Consider the following 21715-nt stretch of genomic DNA (forward strand, 5'->3'; position numbering starts at 1 on the left):
CACCACTCCCCTTGAGCAGCACTGTGGCCGGAACACTGGCCGCGGCCCGCAGGCCGTGGTTTACCGCGGCGATCACGCGCTGGAGCTGAACCCATGCCCAACCCGCCCACCGGCTTCGACCATGGCCTGACCCTGGACGCCGCGCACACCATCGCGCGGGAAACCCTGGCGGAGGGCCGACGCCTCGGGCTGGCGCCGCTGACCGTGGTGGTGCTGGACCAGGCCGCCCAGCTCAAGGCCGTGCTGCGGGAGGATGGCTGCTCCCTGATGCGGCCCACCATCGCCCACGGCAAAGCCTTCGGTGCCATCGGGCTGGGCTTCGGTGGGCGCGAACTGGCACGGCGTTCCCAGACCATGCCGGGCTTCATGAACGCCTTTTCCGATCTCGCCGGCGGTTCCGCCGTGCCGGTGCCCGGCGGCGTGCTGGTGCGCGACAGCAAGGGCGGCATCCTCGGCGCTGTGGGCGTGTCGGGGGACGCTTCCGACAAGGATGAGGCGGCGGCCGTGGCCGGCATCAACGCCGCCGGGCTGAGCCCCGACACCGGCGACTGACCCGGGTGCGGGACGCGACCCCGCCGGACCGCCGCGTCCCGCCGCCGCCCGTTTCGCCGCGCCGCGGTGCTGGCCACCCTGCGCCGCGTCCCGCTGCCGACCTTGCGCCCTTCACCCTTCGCCTGCCGGAGTTTCCCGATGACCGCCATCGACGACGTCCTGCGCCACCTCGACGAGCAGGAGCCCGCGACGCGCGCCCGCTACTTCGACTTCCTGCGCATCCCCAGCGTCAGCGCCCAGCCCCGCCACGCCGCGGATTGCCGCCTGGCGGCGGACTGGCTGGTGCGGGAACTTACGGAACTCGGCTTCCAGGCCTCGGTGCGCGATACGGCCGGCCATCCCGTGGTGGTGGCGCATCACCCTGGGCCGGGCGGCGACGCGCCGCACCTGCTCTACTACGGCCACTACGACGTGCAGCCGGCTGAGCCGCTGGAGCTCTGGACCAGCCCGCCCTTCGAGCCGACGGTGGTGCCGGGCCCGAACGGCGAGCGCGTGGTGGCGCGCGGCGCGGTGGACGACAAGGGGCAGGTGATGACCTGGCTGGCCGCCCTGCGCGCCTGGCAGGCCGTGGCGGGCGGCCCGCCCGCCCGGATCACCGCGCTGATCGAAGGCGAGGAAGAGGTCGGCAGCCCCAGCCTCGACGCCTTTCTGCAGGCGAATGCGGAGGAACTGCGCGCGGCGATCGCCATCGTCAGCGACACCAACCAGTGGGACCCACAGACCCCCGCCGTTTCTACCCGGCTGCGCGGCATGGTCTACGCCCAGATCGACCTGCGCGCCGCCTCGCGCGACCTGCATTCCGGCATGTATGGCGGCGCGGCGCGCAACCCGCTGAACCTGCTGTCGCGCATCCTGGCCGACCTGCACGATGATGACGGCCGCGTGCAGATCCCCGGCTTCTACGACGGCGTGACGCTGGTCTCCAACGCGCAGGCCGCGCAATGGGACGCGCTGCGCTTCGATGAGGCCGCCTTCCTGGGCGATGTCGGCCTGTCCGTTCCCGCCGGCGAGCGCGGGCTGGGCGCGCTGGAACGCCTCTGGGCCCGGCCGACCTGCGACGTGAACGGCATTTGGGGCGGCTACACGGGGGAGGGCAGCAAGACGGTGATCGCTGCCGAGGCGCACGCCAAGCTGAGCTGCCGCCTGGTGGGCCAGCAGGACCCGCAGGCCGTGGCGGAAGGGCTGCGCCGCTTCGTGGCGGAGCGGCTGCCCAAGGATGTGACGGCCGAGGTGCAGATCTTCAGCACCGCCTCGCCGATCGAGGTGTCCAGCGACAGCCCCTACGTCGCCGCGGCGACCACGGTGCTGTCGGAGGAGTTCGGCCGCGCCCCGGCGCTGATCGGCTGCGGCGGCTCCATCCCGGTGGTGGAAAGCTTCCGCCGCATCCTGGGCATGGACGCGCTGCTGATGGGCTTCGGCCTGAACGACGACCAGGTGCACAGCCCCAACGAGAAGTTCGACTGGAACTGCCTCGTCCACGGCGCCCGGTCGCATGCGCGCCTGCTGGGCGCCCTCGGCCGCGTGAGCTGAAACGCGGCCGTGCCCCGGCGACGCGCGATCCGCGCGTCGCCGGGGGCCGAGGTTCAGCTGCCCGGGCGGGGCGGCGCCAGGTCGGCCTTCAGGCCGGCGATCCGCGTCTTCAGGCTTTCGCGCAGGCTGGGCGAAGCGTGCGACTTCAGCCCGGCCAGGGTTTCCTCCAATTCACGCAGCAGCTTGCGCTTCTCGTCGCGGGTGCGATGGATCGGCTTGTTGTCGCTGAACTGGCCGTCATAGGAACGCATGGTTCATCCCCTTCTCCCGGCGGAGAAGCTAGTCCGCCGGTCGGGACCGGCATAGGCCGCCTCGGGCCGCGCGGGGAAGTCCCCGCGGGTCAGTACTCGTACTCGTAGGACAGGCCGGCGCTCTGGCCATCGGTGCCGGTGCTGCTTTCCAGCTTCAGCCGCGGCGTCAGCTCCACCTCCACCCCTACCCGGGGCTGGCCCGTGGTCGCACCGGGATCGACGTTCAGGTAGATGCCGCTGCCGAGATAGCCGCCCGCCTCGACGCCCAGCGCTCCGGTGCTGCCGGTGCCGACGCCCAGCCGGTCCAGCCCCAGGCTGCGCGCCACGCGGCTGACCAGCCCGCCGCCGGGATCGGCGCTGAGCAGCCCCGTCGCCCCCGCCAGCACCTGAGCGATCTGCGCGATCTGGAAGGGCGAGAGCTGGCTGGTGGAGCGGCGGAACAGCAGCCGCGCCAGCACCTCGTCCTGCGGCAACTCGGGCGAGGAGGTGAACTCAATCTTCGGGGCGGTTGGCGACCCCGTGATGGCGATGCTGACCGTGGTGTTGCTGACATTGCTGCTGGCCAGGAAGTCCAGCTCTGGCAGCACCGGGCCGGAAAAGGTCAGGTTGCCGCGCCCAAAGGTCAGCCGCCGGTCCAGCACGGTGAAGGTGCCGCGCACCATGCGCAGCGCGCCCTCGATATCCGGGGCGGAGATGGTGCCGCCCACCCGCAGCCGTCCGGCCATCTCCGCATCCAGGCCGCGACCGCGGACATAGAAGCGGCCCGGCACGTTCAGCGACAGGTCCAGGTTCATCGGCGGTGCGGCGGCCGGCGGCGCGGCGTTGCCTCGCGCCGCTGCGGCGCGCGTGTTGCGCCGGGCGGGGGTGACGCCGCGGCCGCGCTCGCGCACCTCGCCCAGGTCGGCGACGCTGCCCGGCAGGTTCTCGGGGATGCCGAGGGTGGCGCTCTGCACCTCCACCTGCCCGGACAGGCGCATGCCCGAACCCAGCCCGCCATCCAGGCGCAGCCCGGCATCCAGCACGCCGGTGAACAGGTCGCTGGCCGCCGGCTGCAGGCCGCGCGCGGTGACCGTCAGGTCCACCGGTTGCCCGGCGGCGAAGGGCTGGAACTGCCCCTGGCCGCTCAGCGTGCCCTGGCCGCCGCGGGCGGTCAGGCTTTCCAACACCACGCGGTCGCCCTCGGCCCGCAGCCGGGCGGCGATGTCGCGCAGGGCGATGCCGTATTCCAGGTTGCGGAAGCTGCCCCCCGCCAGGGTGGCGCCGCCCGACAGCCGCGGTGCCGACACCGTGCCGCTCGCCTGGGCGTCGATGCTCAGCCGCCCCGTGGCGCGGTTGGCCCCGGCGGCCAGGAAGGGGCTGGCCAGCACGCCGAGATCGGCATTGCCGCGCAGCGTCGCCTGCAACGGGGCATCCGCCGCGGCACCGCGCGGCAGCTGCGCCGCCAGTGTGGCGGACACGGCGGTGCCGGCGCGCAGCTCGGCCTGCGCCTCGATGGCCTGGCCGCGCGTGCGGGCGTTCACGGTGAGGTTGGCGGCCGGCAGGCCCTGCGCCCAGGGTGCCTGGGCCCGCAGCCCGGTCGCGCGCAACTCGCCCTCCACGGCCGGTGCGGCGGTGGTGCCGGCCACGCGCACGTCGCCGGAAATGCTGCCGGCCAGCGGCGGGTCGGGCGCGAAGATGTTGACGATGGACGCAGGCAGGCTGGCGATCGTGGCACGCAGGTCGGCCCGCTCGGGCCCCCACTGGCCGGCGAGGCGCAGGCTGCCGCCGGGACGGGTGGCCAGGGACAGGCCGGGCAGGCGGATGCCACCATCGGCGCCCAGCACCACCGCGGCCGGCGCGGTCAACCGGACCCCGAGCTGGCCCCGCGTCACGTCCAGCGCCGCCAGTTCCACCCGGCGCTCCGGCCCCAGCAGGGCCAGCCGGGCGCGGGTGTTGAGCCGCGCCTCGGCCGCCGTGACCTGGGCCTGCAGGTTCAGCGCGGCCAGCGTGCCCTCCGCCTGCACCGTGCCGTCCACCGGCGTGCCGGCGGCGCTGAGCCGGTTCAGGCGCAGGTTGGCCCGAAGCCCCTGCACGCCGCGCGCATCCGGCGCCATCCGGGCTTCCAGGCGCAGCCCGCCGCCCAGCGGCGTGCCGGCGAGGGAGGAGAGCGGCGCGAGGTCGCGCGCTTCCAGCGTCGCCTCGCCGTCGAACACCGTGCGGGCAGTGTCGAAGGCGCCGTTGCCGCGCAGGGCCACCGGGCCCAGGGCTGCCGTCAGCGTTTCGATCCGCAGCGTCGTACCGTCCAGGGCCGAGGCGGCATCCAGACTCAGCGGCTGCCCTTCCAGGCGCCCGCGCAGGGTGGCGCGGCCGGTGGGCGGGTTGACCTGCGACAGGGCGGCTTCCAGCCGTGCCTGTTCCAGCTTGCGGCCCTGCACCTCCAGCACCGGGCTGGTCACCGTGGCCTGCACGGAGGGATTGGCCATCGTGCCCGCGACGCGCAGCTCGGCCTGCAACTGGCCGCGCACGGGTTGGCCCAGGGACTCCGTGTTGGCCAGTGTCAGTCGGGCCGAAAGATCCAGCGGGTCGCGAAAGCTGCCCGAGGCCGTGGCGGTGATGCCCGCCCCGGTCAGTTCCAGGTGCTCGATCCGGTTCAGGTCGCCGCGCAACGCCAGGGTCGGCGCCTCGCCCAGCAGGCCGGGCAAGGGACCGGGCAGGCGGGGGCCGCGCAGCGTGGCGCGGGCATCCACCGCCGGCGCGGCCGTGGTGCCGGAAACGGTGCCTTCCACCTCCAGCCCGGCCCAGCCGATCCCGTCCGGAAGCAGGTCCCCCAGCGCCGCCGCATCGCCCATGCGTGCTCGCAGGCGCAGGTCCAGCGGATCGCGGTACTGGCCGGAGGCGCTGAGGCTGATGCCGGCGCCGCTCAGCTCCAGCGCCTCGATCCGTTGCAGGTCGCCGCGCAGGCTGACGGTCAGGGCCTCGCCCACCAGGTTGGGCGGGGCGTTGGGAATGCGGGGCGCGCGGACCACCGCGCGCGCGTCCACCGCCGGGGCGCTCGTGCTGCCCGTCACGCTGCCGTCCAGTTCCAGCGCCGACCAGCCCAGCCCCGCCGGCAGCAGCGCCCCCAGGGCCGCGGCATCGCCGAGCCGGGCGCGCAGGCGCAGGTCCAGAGCGTCGCCCACCAGCCCGGAAGCGTCCACCTGTCCGGGCGCGGCCGTGACGGTCAGGGCGTTGAGGCGGTGCCCGCTGCCCTCCGGCCGGAGGTCCACGGCGAAGTCGCCACCGGTCAGCGGGGCGGGCAGCAAGGCCGGGGCGCGCACCGTGCCGCGCGCCTGCAGGCCGAGTCCGCCATCGGCGGGCAGGGCGAGAGTGCCGTTGGCCTCGGCCGAGAGCCCGTCGCCGACCTGGAAGGACAGCGTCAGGGCCGCGCCTTCCGCGGGGCCGTCCAACGCGATGCGGGCCTGACCCGGTCCGGGCGGCACGCCCAGCAGCCCGGCCACCATGCCGCCCGCGGGCTCATCGTAGGACAGGGCCAGCTTCACCCGCTGCCCCGGTGCCAGGGCCAGGTCGGCATCGAGGGACCCCGGGGCGTCCAGGCGGCGCGCCCGCAGGCCCACGAAGGCACCGTCCTGCCCCAGGCGCCCGCCGCCCTGGACGTTCAGCACGGCGGCGCGGCCAGCCACGGCCTCGCCGATCTCCAGCCGCTCGGCCTCCAGCGCTTCCAGCGCCAGCCCGACCGGCAGCTGGGGCAGGGAGGGCAGCAGGCTGCCGGGCTCGCGCGGCGCGGGCTCCGGCTCCGGCTCGGAGACTGGCAGGCGGCTCAGCACGACGTGGCCGGCCGAGAGCCGCCGCACCCGGACCTCCCGGTGCAGCAGCGCGCCGAGGTCCAGATCCAGCGCCGCGTCCTCGGCGACCAAGTAGGGGCCCTGGGCGTCCGACAGCACGATGCGGGAAATCCGCGGCCCGTCCGGCAGGCGGCCGTGCAGCCCCTCGATCGTCAGCCCCGGCATGAAGGACGCGGCCAGCCGCACCAGCACCGCCTGCCCCGGCCCGACATTGAGAAACACCAGCGCGCCGCCCACCAGCAGCACCGGCAACAGCAGGAGGACCAGCAGCCCCCCGACGATCCAGCGGCGCACCCTCAGAACGCCTGGCCGATGCCGATATACAGCCCGTAGCCGGAATTCCCGGGCACCTTGCTCAGCGGCAGCGCCACGTCGGCGCGGATCGGCCCGATGGCGGTGGCGTAGCGCACGCCCAGGCCGGCGCCGAAGTGCAGCTCGCTGAAGCCGGGGGTGGGGCTGTCCTCCACGCTGCCGCCGTCCACGAAGGCCACCATGCCGATCGGGCCGGAAATGCGCTGGCGTAGTTCCACGCTGGCCTCCACCAGCGACCGCCCGCCGCGCGGCGTGTCGTTGGCCCGCCGCGGCCCGATGCGCTGGAAGTCGTAGCCGCGCACGGAGCCGCCGCCGCCGGCGAAGAAGCGCAGATGGGGCGGCACCTCCAGCGTGCTGGCGCCGACGATGCTGCCCACGGAAACGCGGCCGGCCAGCACCGTGCCCTTGTCCCTGGTCACGTCGTAATAGGCGCTGCCGCCGATCCGCAGCCGGGTGAAGACGCTGCCGCCGTCGATGGCATAGATCGGGGACACCAGGGCGTTGGCGCGGTAGCCGCGGGTGGCGTCCAGCAGGCTGTCCGTGTCGTCCCACACCGCCGTGCCGAGCAGCCCGACCAGCTGGTAGTTCTGCCGCGCCGTTTCGAACTCCTGGGTGCGCCCGAACTCGCCCAGCAGCCCGCCGGACACCGTCAGCCGCGGGTCGGGCTTGGTTTCCACCGAGGCATTGGCCGTGATCGCGTCGCGGTCATAGGCCAGCAGCCGCTCACGCAGCACCGCCACCTCGTTCACCAAGGTGAGGTTGCGGCCGCCCACCCAGGGGGTGCGCAGGTTGGCGGACACCCGGGCGTTGAGGTCGTTGCCGGCGCTGCTCTGGCTGGTGCGGCCGACCTGGGCCTCTAGCCGCAGCCGCTCGGCGCCGCCGAACAGGTTGCGGTGCTCCCAGTAGGCGGTGACGGTGGGACCGTTGCGGGTCTCGTAGGCGCCGGTGATGCCCAGGGCGCGCCGCGGCCGCTCCGCCACCAGGAAGGTGACGGGCAGGCGGCCACTGGCGTCCAGCTGCTCGCCCGTGCGGGTGCGCGCGGTGGAAAAGACGCCCAGCGCCACGAAGTCCCGCCGCACGCGGTCGAGCTGCCGCGGGTCGTACTCCCGGTCGGTCAGCTGCCCCGCCACGGCGCGCAGCATCTTCGGGTCCACACGGGTGGCGCCCTCCACCTCCGGCGTGGCGAAGCGGGCGCGGGGGCCGGGCTGCAGGACATAGGTGACGTCCATCAGCCGGGTGTCGTGGTCCACCGTCACCTCGCGCCGGGCCACGGCGGCGAAGGGGTGGCCGGTCTCGCGCATGCCGGTCAGCAGGCGCTCGCCCGCGTCGATCACGCCCTGCGCCCGCGCGGGGTCGCCGGGGTCCAGGCCGGTCAGCGTCCCGGCGGAGGTGATGTCGGCCTCCGGCACCTCGGGCGTCACGCGCAGGGTGCCGATGGTGTAGCGGGTGCCGGGGTTCGCCCCGATCACCACCGGAACCGTGCCGCCCCGCTGCGCCAGGCGCAGGGCCAGCTGCGGCGCGTCCGGCGGCTCGTCCGCCAGCAGCACCACGGGCGTGCCGTCGTAGTAGCCTTCCGCCCGCAGCGCCCGCACCAGCTGGTCGCGGTCCTGCAGGGCGCGGGCCACCAGCCCCTCGGCCGTGGTGGGGGCCGCCCGCTGCAGCCGGCGCAGGGCGGACACGTTGCCCAGGGCCGTGTCGAGCCCGCCGTCGCCGGTGGGACGCAGCGTGGTCTCGTAGGGCAGCCCGGCCTCTTCCAGCGTGTCGGCCGGCGAGGGCAGGGCCGGACCCTCGGGCGCGTTCCGCGGCGTTTCCTGCGCCGAGGCGGGAAGGCGGGGAGCGGCAAGGACGGCAAGCGCGACGAGGACGAGAGCGAGCGGTAAGTTGCTGTGGAGCCTGGGCAAAGGAAAGGCTATCCCCTCGTCATGGATCAGAACCTTGCGGAGACGCTGACCCGCTGGCGGCGTTACTTGCACGCCCACCCCGCACCGACACTGGAAGAAGGCCCGACGGCGGAATTCGTCGCCTCACGTCTGCGTGAATTGGGCGTGGAAGAGATCGTCGAGGGCGTAGGGGGGCACGGAATCGTGGCAACCCTGCGGCGAGGCGGCGGTAACCGTTCCGTCGGGTTGCGGGCGGACATGGACGCTCTGCCGATCCAGGAAAGCTCGGTTGACCTGCCCTGGCGCAGCACCCGGCCCGGCGTGATGCACGCCTGCGGCCATGACGGCCACACCGCCGCGCTGCTCGGCGCCGCCGCCCTGCTGCTGCGGGACGACAGCTGGTCGGGCACCGTGCAGCTGGTGTTCCAGCCCGCCGAGGAAGGCGGCGGCGGCGCCAACCGCATGGTCGAGGACGGCTTGTTCCAACGCTTCCCGATGGAGCGCATCTTCGGCTGGCACAATTGGCCGGGCCTGCCGATCGGCACGGTGGCCGTGCACGACCACGCCGTGATGGCGGCTGGCAACCGCTTCGAGCTGGCGATCCGCGGCCATGCCGGCCATGCCGCCCTGCCGCACCTGGCGCGCGACCCCATCGTCGCGGCGGGCCACGCCATCGTGGCGGCGCAATCCATCGTGTCGCGCAGCCTGGACCCGATGGACACCGGCGTGGTCAGCCTGACCACGGTGCATGGCGGCGAGGCCACCAACCAGATCGCGGGGGAGGTCATCATCAACGGCACCTACCGTTATTTCCGCCCCGAGGTCGGCCAGCAGATCCGCGACGGGCTGGACCGGGTGGCGGCGGGCGTGTCGGCCACCTTCGGGGTGCAGGCCGCGGCGCGGACCCTGAGCGGCGTGGACGCCACCCGCAATTCCCCGGAGGAACGCGACATGGCGGCGGAGGCCGCCGCCGCGGTGGGCACGCTGCGCCGCGACATCGGCCCGGCAATGACGGGGGAGGATTTCAGCCGATACCTGCACGAGGTGCCCGGCGCCTTCGTGTGGATCGGCAACGGCGCCACCGAGGGCGGGCGCGAGCTGCACAATTCCCACTACGACTTCGACGACCGCGTCCTGCCGGTGGCCGCGAACTTCCTGGTCGAGGCCGCCAAGCGGGCGCTGAGCAGTCCCGCCGCGGGCTGACGCCGAGTCACCGCGCGACGGGGGCCGGACGCCCATGCCGCGCGGGGCCGGGCAGGGCGCCCGGTCCGCCGCGGGGTGGGTTCAGCGCCCCACCGCGTAGCCCTGCATGCCGCGGGGGTTCGCCCCCGCCAGGATCTGCCCATCCGCTTCGCGCCGGATGGCGCAGAGCCGGCCCTCGGTCCAGTCGCCGCCCATCTCCACGAGGTGGCCGCGCGCCTGCAGCGCCTTGGCCACGCCGAGGTCGTAGCGTCCTTCCAGCACCACCTTCCCGGGACGCGCGCCGCGCGGCCAGAAGGACGACACCCAGTGTTCCGTATGGAAGGCCGGCGCGTCGATCGCCTGCTGGGTGTTGAAGCCGTGATGCAGCATGCGCAGCAGCATGATCGGCTGCCACTGGTCTTGCTGCTCGCCGCCGGGCGTGCCGAAGGCCATCCAGGGTACGCCGTCGCGCAGCGCCATGGCGGGGGACAGCGTGGTGCGCGGCCGCCGGCCGGGGCGCAGGCCGTTGGGCAGCGTCTCGTCCAGCCAGAACATCTGCCCGCGGGTGCCGAGGCAGAAGCCCAGTTCGGGAATGGCGGGGGAGGATTGCAGCCAGCCGCCGGAGGGCGTGGCGGACACCATGTTGCCCCAGCGGTCCACGACGTCCACGTGGCAGGTGTCGCCACCGGAAGCGCCCAGCCGCGACACGGTGGGCTCGCCGCTGCCGGCCGCTTCGTGCGCAGCGCGGGCGCGTTCCACCGCGGCGGCGTAGTCGGTGCGGGGGGCGATGCCGTCGGGGCTGCCGGGCCGGAACTCCAGCGAGGCTTCCTCGCCGATCAGCGCGCGCCGCGCGTCGGTGTAGCCGTCCGACAGCAGGGTTTGCAGCGGAACCGCGACGTGGTCGGGGTCGCCGTAGAAGGCTTCGCGATCGGCGAAGGCCAGCTTCATCGCTTCCACCACCAAGTGCACGAAGCGCTCGCCCATCGGGTCCAGGGCGCCGAGGTCGAAGCCGCGCAGCAGCGCCAGGGTCTGCAGCATCGCCGGACCCTGGCTCCAGGTGCCGCATTTCAGGATGCGGGTGTTGCCGTAGTCCAGGAACACCGGCGCCTCCACCGGCGCCCGCCAGTTCGCCATGTCCTGTGCCGTCAGCACGCCACGGTGCCGCTCGCCGGAGGCGTCCATCACCTCGTTTTCGGCGACGAAGCGGCCGATCGCCTCGGCCACGAAGCCGCCATACCAGGCGCGGCGGGCGGCATCGATCTGCGCCACGCGGTCGGAACCGGCCGCCTCGGCCTCCCGCACCACCCTACGGTAAGTGTCCGCCAGGGCCGGGTTGGCCCAGAGCCGGTTCGGCTGCGGCCCGCCGTCGCGCAGCCACAGCGCGGCGCTGGTGGGCCATTCCGCCTCGAACAGCGGCCGCATGGTCTGCACCGTGGCGCAGATGCGCGGCACGTAGTGTATGCCGCGGGCGGCGTAGCCGATGGCGAATTCCAGCACCTCGCCCAGCGTCCAGGTGCCGCCGTCGCGCAGCAGCGTGGCCCAGGCATCGAAGGCGCCGGGCACCATCGCCGGCAGCAGCCCGGTGCCGGGGATCAGCTCCAGGCCGAGGGAGCCGCGGACGTGTTCCACCGTCAGCGCGGCTGGCGCCACGCCCTGGCCGCAGATCACCCGCTGCGCCCCGGTGGCGGCGTCGTGCACGATGATCGGGCAGTCGCCCAGCGGGCCGTTGAGGTGCGGCTCAGCCACCTGCAGGGTGAAGCCCGCGGCGGCGGCGGCGTCGAAGGCATTGCCGCCGCGCTCCAGCACGGCCATGCCGACCTGGCTGGCGATCCAATGGGTGCTGGATACGCACCCGAAGGTGCCGGCGATCTCGGGGCGCGTGGTGAACATGGCGCCCAGCATAGGGCGCCGAGGCCGCGGCGTCAGCCGCCGAGCGGTAAGCGCTCCGCGAGCAGGAACGGCGCCCCCGGTTCGCGCTGGGTGAAGAGGCACAGCTCCCGCACCTCGCGCGGCCGGGCCGGCACATCGCCGAGATGCGCCCGCAGCACGGGCAGCACGACCTCCTTCTCGGCGGGCGTGAGACGGCGCGACAGGGTCACGTGGAAGCGCCAATGGTCGAAGACGTAGGGGTAGCCCCAGCGCGACAGGTGCTCGCGCTCGCGCTCGCTCAGCCGCTCCGGCCGGCGCCGCGCGACCTCTGCCGGGGTAAGCGGGGCCCGGAACGGGTCCAGCGCCTCGACGCAACGGTCGGCCCAGCCTTGCAGGGCCGGGCAGGGCTCGCTCTCGCGCAGGGCCAGGAAGCCGTCGAGGTCGTGCAGTTCCAGCGGCGGCAGCGCGAAGGGCATCGTGCGAGCCGCCAGCGCCGCCGTAGCGTCCCGCAGCAGGGGAAAGGGGCCGGTGAAGCGGAAGGGCGGTTTCAGCGTGGCGTGCAGCCCGTAGCCCCGGGCCTCCGCCGTTGCAGCCGGCAGGTCGAAGCCGGGAATTTCGGGTTGGGGCAGGGTGGCCCCACTCTCCGCGTCGCGCCCGAGCCAGGCGGAGCCTCGGGCGTGCAGCGGGTCGTCCAGGCTCGGTGCCCAGTACAGCGCTACCCGGGCCGGTCCGTTCACGCGATGCGCTCCCCGCCGCGCCACACGGCCCGCACCACCGGCAGGCCACCCACCGAGTCGGGCAGCGGCCGGACGCGCAGCAGGTCGGCCCGCAGCCCCGCGGCGATGCGGCCGCGATCCTGCAGCCCCACCATGCGGGCGGGGGTGTCGGTGATGCTGCGCACAGCCGCCGTGAGATCCGTGCCGGGTTCGGTCGCCAGGCGCCAGGCAGCTTCCAGCATCGCGGCGGGGACGTAGTCGCTGGCGATGGCGTCGGCGAGGCCCTCCCTCCACAGCGCCAGGGCCGAAACATTGCCGGAATGGCTGCCGCCACGCACGAGGTTGGGCGCGCCCACGATGACGCTCATCTCCTGCACCCGGGCGGCGCGGGCCGCTTCGGGATTCACGGGGAACTCGCTGATCCGCACGCCGTCGGCGGCGTTGCGCGCCACCGCCTCGGCCGACCAGTCATCATGCGCGGCCAGCGGGATGTGGCGGCCGGAGAGGCGCGCCAGCAGGGCTGCGCGGTTAGGTGCTGCGAAGCGCTCCCGAAGGGAAAGCAGCTCCTCGATCCGGCGCTCGGCTGCCTCGGGGGAGAAGCCGTCTCGCGCCAGCATGGCCCGGTAGCGCGCCATGTCGGTGAACTGCCCGACACCGGGGCAGTGGTCCATCAGGCTGACCAGCCGCAGGCGTGGGTGCTCGGCCACGCCTGCGAGGAGGTCCAGCATCTCCGGCGCCGGCAGCTCGCAGCGCAGGTGCAAGAAGTGGTCGCATTTCAGCGCGCCCACCGCATCCAGCGCGTCCAGGTCGGCCACGCCTTCGCGGAATGTGCGGTCGCGGCCGCCGCCGGAATTGATGTCGCCGACGCAGAGCGCATCCAGCACCGTGGTGACCCCGGCCGCCGCCGTCTGGGCGTCGTGCACCAGCATGGCGGAACGCGAGGGCCAGCGAGCGTTGATCCGCGGCTGCGCCTGCCGTTCCAGATTGTCCGTGTGCAGATCGACGATGCCGGGGAGGAGGTAGTCGCCGCCGAGCTCGGTCGCGCCCGGGGCATGGCTGCGCCCGGTGTCCACGGCGGCGATCAGGCCGTCTCGCAGCACCACGGTGCCAGGCATGACGCGGTCGGGAAGTACCAGGGTCGCGTCGGTGAGGATGGTCTCGCGGATCATCGGGTCCCGGCACGGCACGCGCGGGAGGGCGCCGGCACGGCGGCCGGTGCTATCCCGCGGATGATGAGAAGGATGGCTCCCCGAGTTGGACTCGAACCAACGACCTGGCGATTAACAGTCGCATGCTCTACCAGCTGAGCTATCGGGGAACGCTCGGCGGCCCAATAGCGGAGGGCGGGGACGCCGACAAGTCCTGGTCCCGGATGAAGTGCGATCCGGGTAAGCGATTGGAGGCTCCGGGCGGAATCGAACCGCCGTAGACGGTTTTGCAGACCGCTCCCTGACCACTCGGGCACGGAGCCGCCGGGCCTCCTTACGGATCGGGAGGCGGGAAGTCCAGTGCGCTTGGCCCTGCGTCCCCCCGGTCCTATAAGCGCCGCAGCCATCGCAGGGACCCGAAACGGCATGGATTTCGCCGAGGCACGCCGGCACATGGTGGATGGACAGCTCCGCCCCAACCGCATCACCGATCCGCGCCTGGTGGATGCCATGCTGCACTTGCCGCGCGAAAGCTACGCTCCCGCGGCGCAGGCATCCCGCGCCATGGCGGATGGCGACCTGCCGCTGGGCGGCGGCCGGGTGCTGATGCAGCCGATGATGCTGGCCCGCCTGCTGCAGCTCGCCGCCGTGCGGCCGGGCGACCGGGCGCTGGTGGTGGGCAGCGGCAGCGGCTACGGCGCCGCCGTGCTGGCCACGGTGGGTGCCCAGGTGGTGGCCCTGGAAGAGGATGAGCGCCTGCTGGCCCTGGCTGCCGCGGCGCCGCGCACCCGCGGCGTGCGGCAGGAGCGTGGCCCGCTGGCGGCGGGCTGGCCGGCCGGCGCACCTTACGAGGTGATCGTGATCGAGGGGGCGATCCCCGCCGTGCCCGCCGCCCTGTCGGAGCAGCTGGCCGAGGGTGGCCGCCTGGTGACGGTGCTCCAGGATGCCGTGCGCCCCGGTGCCGCGGTGCTGGGCACCCGGACCGGCGGCGCCTTCGCCACGGCCGATGTGTTCGACTGCCGGACGGCGCTGCTGCCGGGCTTCGCGCCCGAGCCGGGCTTCGTCTTCGCCTGACGCGTTCCGGCCGCCCGCGGCGGCCGGGTCCCCGGGATTGCTCCTGGCGCTGCGCTGCCGGGCCGGGCTAGGGTCGGAGCAACCCTTTTCCGCAGTCGCGGCCGGTTCCAGATGGCCGCGGAGGATAACCGTGACCATGACCTCCCCACGTGCTGCCCTGTTCCTGTCCGTCGCCCTTGCCGGCTTCGGCGGGGGGACGGCGGCGCGGGCGCAGACGCTTCAGGAAGCGCTCGCCCAGGCCTACGCCAACAACCCGACCCTGCAGACCGCGCGGGCCCAGCTCCGCGTGGTGGACGAGAACGTGCCCCAGGCGCTGTCCGGCTGGCGACCCAGCGTCGTGGTGACCGCGGCGCCCGGCTACGCCGATGCCCGGTCCCGCGCCCAGGCGATCAACCCGGAAGGCGAGAGCATCTCGGCCTACCGTAACCTGGACCGGCAGACCCTGAACCTGTCCGGCACGGTGACGCAGCCGCTCTATCGCGGCGGGCGCACCGTGGCCTCCACTCGCCGGGCGGAGAACCAGGTGCTGGCGCAGCGGGCGCGGCTGCTGGCCACCGAGCAGCAGGTGCTGCAGGACACGGTGAACGCCTATGTCGGGCTGATCCGGTACCAGGAGGAAGTCCGCCTCAATATCAACAACGTGCAGGTGCTGCAGCGCCAGCTCGACGCCACCAACGAGCGCTTCCGGGTCGGTGAGATCACCCGCACGGACGTGGCGCAGGCGGAGTCGCGCATCGCCGGCGCCCGCGCCACCCGCGCCGATGCCGAAGGGCAGCTACAGCAGGCACGGGCGACGTTTCTGCGCACCACCGGCATCGCGCCGGAGCGGCTGACGGCGCCGCAGCCGCTGCGCCTGCCGGTGCGCTCGGCCCAGGACGCGGCCCAGCTCGCCGCCATCAACAATCCCAACGTGGTGGCCGCCCTGTTCGACGAGGCCGCCGGGCGCGACTTCATCGACGTGCAGCAGTCCACGCTGCTGCCGCAGGCCAGCCTGCAGGCCCAGGCCTTCCGCAGCGACAACAGCACCGTGCGCGGCACCCGCGGCACCGGCGAGTCGATCACCGCCACGCTGTCCGTGCCGCTCTACCAGGGCGGCGGCGAGCATTCGCAGGTGCGCCAGGCGCGGCAGGACGCCAACCGCCTGCGGCAGATCGTGGACGACCAGCGCCGCGTCGCCGTGCAGCAGGCCGTGGCCGCCTGGGAGGTGGCGCAGAGCAACCGCGCGCAGGTCGACTCCACCCGCTCGCAGATCCGCGCGGCCGAGGTCGCCCTGGACGGCGTGCAGCGCGAGGCCGTCGTGGGCAGCCGTACCACGCTGGACGTGCTGAACGCCGAGCAGGAGCTGCTGAACGCCCGCGTCACCCTGGTGCGCGCCCTAGCCAACGTGGTGACCACCAGCCACGCGGTGGCCGCCGCCGTCGGTCGGCTGACGGCGCGCGACCTCGCCCTGCCGGTGCAGCTCTACGACATGGGCCAGTACTACCGCGAGGTGCGGAACCGCTGGGTGGGCCTGGGCGATTATTCCACCCCGACCGCCACCGCGACGACGCCCTGAGCATGTCGGGCAACACCCCTCCGGGCAACAATGCCGGCCCGCCCGGCCAGGACCCGACCATGGAGGACATCCTCGCCTCCATCCGCCGTATCCTGAACGAGGACGAGGCGGTGCCGGTCGGCCCGGAAGGCGCCGCGCCCGCGGCACCCGCCGCGGCAGCGCCCCCTGGCCCGCCCCCGGCACAGCCGGCGGAGGAGCCGCCGCTGGACCTGACGGAAGCCATGATGGTCCCGGCGCCCGAGCCGCCGCCCGCCCCGCCGCCGCCTCCACCCGTGGTGGGCGAGGAGGGGCTGATCGGCTCCGTCGCCGCCGCGGCCACCGCTGCCGCGCTGGGCCACCTGGCGCGCACCGTGGCGGCGGAACGTGGCAGCCCCGTGCACCGCGGCGGCCCCTCCATCGAGGATGTGGTGCGGGAGGAGCTGCGGCCGATGCTCAAGGAATGGCTGGACGCCCACCTGCCCGGGCTGGTGGAGCGGCTGGTGCGCGCCGAGATCGAGCGCGTGGTGGGCCGCGCCCTGAGCTGAGCCGCCGCACCCTCGGGCGCCCGCGACACCGGCGCACTTGACGCCCGGGCGCCTCCCGGCACAGGGATGCGCCATGCTCGACAAGGTCCTGACGCCCGCCGCCTTCGAGGCGCGGCTCTACGAAGGCTGGGAAGCCGGCGGCGCCTTTTCGGCGCGGCCGGAAAGCTCGGCCGAGCCCTTCACCATCATGATCCCGCCGCCCAACGTCACGGGCAGCCTGCATGTCGGCCATGCCCTGACCTTCACGGTGCAGGACCTGCTGATCCGCTGGCGCCGGATGCAGGGCCGGGACACGCTGTGGCAGCCCGGCAGCGACCATGCCGGCATCGCCACCCAGATGGTGGTGGAGCGCCTGCTGGCCGGCCAGGGCGTCAAGCGGCGGGAGATCGGCCGCGAGGCCTTCCTGCAGCATGTCTGGGAATGGAAGGCGCAGTCGGGCGGCACCATCACCCGCCAGCTCCGCCGCCTTGGCGCCAGCCTGGACTGGCCGCGCGAGCGCTTTACCATGGACGAGGGCCTGTCTGCCGCCGTGCGGGAAGTCTTCGTCACCCTGCACGAACAGGGGCTGATCTACCGCGACCGGCGTCTGGTGAACTGGGATCCGGTGTTCCAGAGCGCCATCTCCGACCTGGAGGTGGAGAGCCGCGAGGTGAACGGCAGCCTCTGGTACCTGCGCTACCCCGTGGCCGGGCCGGACGGCGCGGTGGAGCCGGACCGCTTCATCACCGTGGCCACCACCCGGCCGGAAACCCTGCTGGGCGACGTGGCCGTGGCCGTGCATCCCACGGACCCGCGCTTCGCCGATCTGGTGGGCCGCTTCGCCGTGCTGCCGCTGGTGGGCCGCCGCATCCCCATCATCGCCGACGAGTATTCCGACCCCGAGAAGGGGACGGGTGCGGTGAAGATCACCCCCGCGCACGACTTCAACGACAACGCCCTCGGCCGCCGGCACGGCCTGCCCATGCCCAACGTGCTGGATGCCGAGGCGCGCGTCGCCCTGGACGAGATCGAGGGCGACCTCACCGCCGTCGACGGCGTGGCGGAACCGGGCTTCGTGCGCGCCCTGGCGGGGCAGGACCGCTTCGCGGCGCGCGAGAGCATCGTCGCCGAACTGGACCGGCTTGGCCTGCTGGAGAAGGTGGAGCCGCACACCAACGCCGTGCCGCATGGCGACCGTTCCGGCGTGCCGATCGAGCCGCGGCTGACGCTGCAATGGTACTGCGACGCCGCCACTCTGGCGAAGCCGGCGGTGGCGGCGGTGGAGAGCGGCCGCACCCGCTTCGTGCCGAAGCAATGGGAGAACACCTTCTTCGCCTGGATGCGCAACATCGAGCCCTGGTGCATCTCGCGCCAGCTCTGGTGGGGCCATCGCATCCCCGTCTGGTACGGGCCGGACGGGCACAACTTCGTCGCCCGCGACGCCGCCGCCGCGCAGGAGGCGGCACGGGCGCATTACGGCCGCGACGAGGCGCTGACCCAGGACGAGGACGTGCTGGACACCTGGTTCAGCTCCGCCCTCTGGCCCTTCTCCACCCTGGGATGGCCGGAGAAGACGGCGGAGCTGCACAAGTACTACCCCACCGACGTGCTGGTGACGGGCTTCGACATCATCTTCTTCTGGGTGGCCCGGATGATGATGATGGGGCTGCACCTCATGGGCGACGTGCCCTTCCGCACCGTCTACATCCACGGCCTGGTCCGCGACGAGAAGGGCCAGAAGATGTCGAAGTCCAAGGGGAACGTGATCGATCCCCTGGAGCTGATCGACAGCTTCGGCGCCGACGCCATGCGCTTCACCATCGCCTCGCTGGCCGGTCCGGGGCGCGACGTGAAGCTGGGCCGCTCGCGGGTGGAGAACGGGCGCTCCTTTATCACCAAGCTGTGGAACGCCGCGCGCTACTGCGAGATGAACGGCATCGCGCCCGACGGGGGCTTCGACCCGGCGGCCTGCACCACGCCGCTGGCGCGCTGGGTGCTGGATGCGGCCAACTCGGCGGTCGCCGAATGCACCGCGGCGCTGGAGAACTTCCGCTTCGACGAATACGCGGCCGCGCTGCGCCGCTTCGCCTGGGACGGGTTCTGCGACTGGTTCCTGGAGTTCTCCAAGCCCGCCCTGGCCTCCGGCGACACGCCCGAGGCCCGGGAAGCGCGTGGTGCCGCCCAGCACGTGCTGGGCGTGCTTCTGCGGCTGATGCACCCCGTCGCCCCCTTCATGACGGAGGAGCTCTGGCACCAGCTCGGCTACGGCGAGGAGGGCAGCCTGATTCGCGCCAGCTGGCCCACCGCCGCCGAGGTGCGCGATGCTGCCGAAGCGCGCGAGGAGCTGGACTGGCTGGTGGCGCTGATCTCCACCGTGCGTGGCGTGCGGGCGGAAATGAATGTCCCGCCCGGCACCGCCGTGCCGCTGCTGCTGCAGGACGCGCCGGCGGCGACCCTGGAGAGGGGCGCGCGCTGGATGGACACGATCCGCCGCATTGCCAAGCTGAGCGAGCTGCAGCCGCTGGTCGGGGAGCCGCCCAAGGGCGTCGCGCAGGCAGTGCTGGGCGATGTCACCATCATGCTGCCGCTCGCCGGCATCATCGACCTCGACGCCGAGCGTGCCCGGCTGACCAAGGAGCGTGGCAAGGCGGAGGGTGAAGCACGCAAGATCGCCCAAAAGCTGGACAACGCGGAGTTCGTGGCCCGCGCCAAGCCGGAGGTGGTGGAGGAAAACCGCGAACGCCTCAGCGCGGCGGAAGCGGAGGTCGCGCGGCTGACCGCCGCGCTGGGCCGCATCGCGGCCTGACCGTGTGATGCCGGGAACGGGCCGCCCCGTCCCCGCGCCGCGTCAGTCCGCCAGGTCGAACAGAACCGGGGCGTGGTCGGAGGGTGTTTCCTCCGACCGGGCATCGAGATCGACGACCGCGCCGGACAGCCGCTCGGCCAGCTCGGCCGAGAATAGCCCGTGGTCGATGCGCAGGCCACGATTGGCCTCGAAGGCCGGGCCGTAGTCCCAATAGGTATAGGGCGCATCGGCCGGGTGCAGCGCCCGCAGCGCATCCGTCAGCCCGAGGTTGAGCAGCGCCCGGAAGGCGGCACGGCTTTCCGGGCGCACCAGCGCGTCGGTGGGAGGCATGCCGCCGGGCGGGAAGTCCGCATCCGTCGGGCACACGTTGAAGTCGCCCAGGATGGCCAGGGGCTGGAACCTGTCCAGCCGGGCAGCAGCCACGGCCCGCAGCCGTTCCATCCAGCGAATCTTGTAGGCGAAGCCGTCCTCACCGCCGGAGTTGCCGTTGGGCAGGTAAATGCCGGCCAGGTGGGCCCCGGCCGCGCGCACCTCGACGTAGCGGGCATGGGTGTCGTCCGGGGCGCCGGGCAGGGTATTCGCCACCACCTCGAAGGGGATGCGGCCGATCACCGCCACGCCGTTGCGCCCGCCGGGCTGCCCGAAGGCTTCCGCGCGATAGCCGAGCTCATCCAGGCCGAGATCGGGGAACTCCTCCGTCCTGCACTTCAGTTCCTGAAGGAACATGAGGTCGGGCCGATGGCGTTCCAGCAACCGGCGCAGATGCGGCGCGCGCTTGCGCACCGAGTTCACGTTGAAGGTGCAGAGGCGCAAGGGGAGGGGACGCGCTCAGCCGACCGAGAAGGACACGCCGCAGCCGCAGCCCGACACGGCCTGCGGGTTGCGCACGGCGAAATGGGCGCCGATCAGCTCATCCGTCCAGTCCAGCTCGGCGCCGCGCAGCAGGTCCAGCGACACGGGGTCCACGAAAACGCGGGCGATGCCCTCCTGGACATAATCCTCGGCGTCCGGCGCATCGGCCAGCTCGAACCTGTACTGGAAGCCGGAACAGCCGCCCGCCTCCACCGCGACGCGCAGCCCGGCGCCGGGGCGGCCCTCGCGGGCGGCGATTTCCACCACCTGCTGCTGGGCGCGCTCCGTGGCGCGGAACTCGGGAAGGGCCGTCTGCGAACCGTCGGGCATGGTGCGTGAAACTCCGTCACCGGGAAGATAGGGTGTCGCCGGCCGGGATTCCAATCGGGGTGTCCGATGAGGCGGGGTTGCGGTCGCCGCTCGCCCGGTGCTAGGGCCGAAAGCCCCATGCAGCCCGTGCCCCGCCCATGACCGCGCAGTCCCCGGCGCCGGGCGCGCCGGATACCGCAACGCCGGTGTCGCCGCTGGCGGCCTGGGCCGTGCGGCCGGAAACCTCGCGCGGCCGGCTGGTGCCGGAGGGCGGCGACGCCCGCTCGCCCTACCAGCGCGACCGCGACCGCATCATCCACAGCGCGGCCTTCCGGCGGCTGCAATACAAGACCCAGGTCTTCATCTACCACGAGGGCGATGCCTTCCGGACCCGGCTGACCCATTCCATCGAGGTCGCCCAGATCGCGCGTTCCCTGGCCCGGCAGCTGCGGCTGGACGAGGACCTGGCGGAAGCCCTGGCCCTGGCGCACGACCTCGGCCACCCGCCCTTCGGCCATGCCGGGGAGGAAGCGTTGAACGGCGCCATGCGGCCCTTCGGCGGCTTCGACCACAATGCCCAGAGCCTCAAGGCCGTGACGCTGCTGGAGCACCGCTATGCCGGCTTCGACGGTTTGAACCTGACCTGGGAAACCCTGGAAGGGCTGGCCAAGCACAACGGCCCGCTGCGCCGGCCACCGCCCTATATCGCCGAATACAATAAGCGCCACCCGCTGGACCTGACCACCCACGCCTCGGCCGAGGCGCAGGCGGCGGCCATCGCCGACGACATCGCCTACAACAACCACGACCTGGACGACGGCCTGCGCGCCGGCATCTTCACCCTGGACGAGGCGGCCAGCCTGCCGCTGTTCGGCGAAGCGCTGGAAGCGGCCCGCGGCGCCAATCCCGGCGCCACCCGGGAACGCCTAGCCAGCGAAACCATCCGGCGCGTCATCAATCGGATGATCAACGACGTGGTGGCCGAGGCGGAGCGCCGCATCGCCATCCTCAAGCCGAGCAGCGTGGACGACATCCGGGCCGCCTCCGCCCCGGTGGTGGTGTTCAGCACCCGCATGACGGCGCTGAACCAGGAAACCCGCGACTTCCTCCATGACCGCATGTACCGCCACTGGCGGGTCAACCGCACGGCGCAGAAAACCAAGCGGGCGCTGCAGGTGGTGTTCAGCCTGCTGCATGGCGGGCCGGAGATGCTGCCCACCGATTGGTGCCAGCGCGCCGGGGCGGCGGGCAGCGCCCAGGCCGCCGCCGTGGTATGCGACTGGATCGCGGGCATGACGGACCGCTTCGCCCTCGAGGAACACCGTCGCCTGACGGACCCGAACATTCCCGGCTAG

The 21715-nt window shown here is 73.2% G+C and carries 16 protein-coding genes and 2 tRNA genes; 8 read left to right on the plus strand and 10 right to left on the minus strand.

Annotation, left to right across the window (positions count from 1 at the left end; all coding sequences use genetic code 11):
• The first annotated feature begins 93 nt into the window (after window positions 1–93).
• A complete protein-coding gene (locus tag ACLIBK_RS01225; RefSeq protein WP_415385382.1) occupies window positions 94–552 on the plus strand; it encodes a GlcG/HbpS family heme-binding protein in 459 nt (152 codons plus the stop codon).
• 138 nt (window positions 553–690) lie between these two features.
• Window positions 691–2082 (plus strand): dipeptidase, encoded by a 1392-nt coding sequence (locus tag ACLIBK_RS01230; RefSeq protein WP_415385383.1) that lies wholly within the window; start codon window positions 691–693, stop codon window positions 2080–2082.
• 53 nt (window positions 2083–2135) lie between these two features.
• Here the strand turns inward: ACLIBK_RS01230 and ACLIBK_RS01235 are convergent, their stop codons facing one another.
• From ACLIBK_RS01235 to ACLIBK_RS01245, 3 genes are all read right to left on the minus strand, one after another.
• On the minus strand, window positions 2136–2333 hold the full coding sequence (locus ACLIBK_RS01235; protein ID WP_415385384.1) for a hypothetical protein: 198 nt from the start codon (window positions 2331–2333) through the stop codon (window positions 2136–2138).
• 89 nt (window positions 2334–2422) lie between these two features.
• Window positions 2423–6448: a translocation/assembly module TamB domain-containing protein gene (locus tag ACLIBK_RS01240; protein ID WP_415385385.1), complete on the minus strand. Its 4026-nt coding sequence runs from the start codon at window positions 6446–6448 to the stop codon at window positions 2423–2425.
• A 2-nt stretch (window positions 6449–6450) separates the two neighbouring features.
• Complete coding sequence (locus tag ACLIBK_RS01245) at window positions 6451–8367, minus strand: autotransporter assembly complex protein TamA (protein ID WP_415385386.1); 1917 nt, start codon at window positions 8365–8367, stop codon at window positions 6451–6453.
• 21 nt (window positions 8368–8388) lie between these two features.
• Here ACLIBK_RS01245 and ACLIBK_RS01250 point away from each other — a divergent pair, with 21 nt between their 5' ends.
• Window positions 8389–9549, plus strand: a complete 1161-nt coding sequence (locus tag ACLIBK_RS01250) for an amidohydrolase (RefSeq protein WP_415385387.1) — start codon at window positions 8389–8391, stop codon at window positions 9547–9549.
• Between the two features lie 81 nt (window positions 9550–9630).
• On the opposite strand, the gene ACLIBK_RS01255 is transcribed toward ACLIBK_RS01250, so the two are convergent.
• From ACLIBK_RS01255 to ACLIBK_RS01275, 5 genes are all read right to left on the minus strand, one after another.
• Window positions 9631–11418, minus strand: a complete 1788-nt coding sequence (locus ACLIBK_RS01255) for a gamma-glutamyltransferase family protein (RefSeq protein WP_415385388.1) — start codon at window positions 11416–11418, stop codon at window positions 9631–9633.
• Between the two features lie 32 nt (window positions 11419–11450).
• A complete protein-coding gene (locus tag ACLIBK_RS01260; RefSeq protein ID WP_415385389.1) occupies window positions 11451–12134 on the minus strand; it encodes a DUF1045 domain-containing protein in 684 nt (227 codons plus the stop codon).
• Entirely contained in the window at window positions 12131–13282 is a 1152-nt protein-coding gene (locus tag ACLIBK_RS01265; RefSeq protein ID WP_415385390.1) for an alpha-D-ribose 1-methylphosphonate 5-triphosphate diphosphatase, read from the minus strand. Before ACLIBK_RS01265 ends, ACLIBK_RS01260 begins: the two co-directional genes overlap by 4 nt.
• A gap of 73 nt (window positions 13283–13355) precedes the next feature.
• Window positions 13356–13431: transfer RNA gene (locus ACLIBK_RS01270), tRNA-Asn, on the minus strand.
• A gap of 79 nt (window positions 13432–13510) precedes the next feature.
• A tRNA-Cys gene (locus ACLIBK_RS01275) sits at window positions 13511–13584 on the minus strand.
• 103 nt (window positions 13585–13687) lie between these two features.
• On the opposite strand from ACLIBK_RS01275, the gene ACLIBK_RS01280 reads away from it, so the two are divergent.
• From ACLIBK_RS01280 to ACLIBK_RS01295, 4 genes are all read left to right on the plus strand, one after another.
• Entirely contained in the window at window positions 13688–14335 is a 648-nt protein-coding gene (locus tag ACLIBK_RS01280) for a protein-L-isoaspartate O-methyltransferase family protein (RefSeq protein ID WP_415385391.1), read from the plus strand.
• A gap of 136 nt (window positions 14336–14471) precedes the next feature.
• Entirely contained in the window at window positions 14472–15890 is a 1419-nt protein-coding gene (locus tag ACLIBK_RS01285; protein WP_415385392.1) for a TolC family outer membrane protein, read from the plus strand.
• A 2-nt stretch (window positions 15891–15892) separates the two neighbouring features.
• Entirely contained in the window at window positions 15893–16414 is a 522-nt protein-coding gene (locus ACLIBK_RS01290; RefSeq protein ID WP_415385393.1) for a DUF2497 domain-containing protein, read from the plus strand.
• A 73-nt stretch (window positions 16415–16487) separates the two neighbouring features.
• Window positions 16488–19199: a valine--tRNA ligase gene (locus ACLIBK_RS01295; protein WP_415385394.1), complete on the plus strand. Its 2712-nt coding sequence runs from the start codon at window positions 16488–16490 to the stop codon at window positions 19197–19199.
• 42 nt (window positions 19200–19241) lie between these two features.
• On the opposite strand, the gene ACLIBK_RS01300 is transcribed toward ACLIBK_RS01295, so the two are convergent.
• Window positions 19242–20012 carry an exodeoxyribonuclease III gene (locus ACLIBK_RS01300; RefSeq protein WP_415385395.1) on the minus strand — a complete coding sequence of 257 codons (771 nt, stop codon included), beginning with the start codon at window positions 20010–20012 and terminating at the stop codon, window positions 19242–19244.
• Window positions 20013–20027: 15 nt separating this feature from the next.
• Complete coding sequence (locus ACLIBK_RS01305) at window positions 20028–20381, minus strand: HesB/IscA family protein (RefSeq protein ID WP_415385396.1); 354 nt, start codon at window positions 20379–20381, stop codon at window positions 20028–20030.
• A 137-nt stretch (window positions 20382–20518) separates the two neighbouring features.
• On the opposite strand from ACLIBK_RS01305, the gene ACLIBK_RS01310 reads away from it, so the two are divergent.
• Window positions 20519–21715, plus strand: a complete 1197-nt coding sequence (locus tag ACLIBK_RS01310) for a deoxyguanosinetriphosphate triphosphohydrolase (protein ID WP_415385397.1) — start codon at window positions 20519–20521, stop codon at window positions 21713–21715.

The sequence above is a fragment of the Roseomonas sp. BN140053 genome, from assembly GCF_047690175.1.
Classification (GTDB): domain Bacteria; phylum Pseudomonadota; class Alphaproteobacteria; order Acetobacterales; family Acetobacteraceae; genus Roseomonas.

Bases quoted from the DNA above. Each gene is read 5' to 3' on its own strand.
- ACLIBK_RS01250 (WP_415385387.1), top strand. From the start codon at position 8,389: ATGGATCAGAACCTTGCGGAGACGCTGACCCGCTGGCGGCGTTACTTG.
- ACLIBK_RS01285 (WP_415385392.1), top strand. From the start codon at position 14,472: ATGACCTCCCCACGTGCTGCCCTGTTCCTGTCCGTCGCCCTTGCCGGC.
- ACLIBK_RS01225 (WP_415385382.1), top strand. From the start codon at position 94: ATGCCCAACCCGCCCACCGGCTTCGACCATGGCCTGACCCTGGACGCC.
- ACLIBK_RS01305 (WP_415385396.1), bottom strand. From the start codon at position 20,381: ATGCCCGACGGTTCGCAGACGGCCCTTCCCGAGTTCCGCGCCACGGAG.
- ACLIBK_RS01295 (WP_415385394.1), top strand. From the start codon at position 16,488: ATGCTCGACAAGGTCCTGACGCCCGCCGCCTTCGAGGCGCGGCTCTAC.
- ACLIBK_RS01235 (WP_415385384.1), bottom strand. From the start codon at position 2,333: ATGCGTTCCTATGACGGCCAGTTCAGCGACAACAAGCCGATCCATCGC.
- ACLIBK_RS01265 (WP_415385390.1), bottom strand. From the start codon at position 13,282: ATGATCCGCGAGACCATCCTCACCGACGCGACCCTGGTACTTCCCGAC.
- ACLIBK_RS01230 (WP_415385383.1), top strand. From the start codon at position 691: ATGACCGCCATCGACGACGTCCTGCGCCACCTCGACGAGCAGGAGCCC.
- ACLIBK_RS01290 (WP_415385393.1), top strand. From the start codon at position 15,893: ATGTCGGGCAACACCCCTCCGGGCAACAATGCCGGCCCGCCCGGCCAG.
- ACLIBK_RS01280 (WP_415385391.1), top strand. From the start codon at position 13,688: ATGGATTTCGCCGAGGCACGCCGGCACATGGTGGATGGACAGCTCCGC.
- ACLIBK_RS01310 (WP_415385397.1), top strand. From the start codon at position 20,519: ATGACCGCGCAGTCCCCGGCGCCGGGCGCGCCGGATACCGCAACGCCG.
- ACLIBK_RS01255 (WP_415385388.1), bottom strand. From the start codon at position 11,418: ATGTTCACCACGCGCCCCGAGATCGCCGGCACCTTCGGGTGCGTATCC.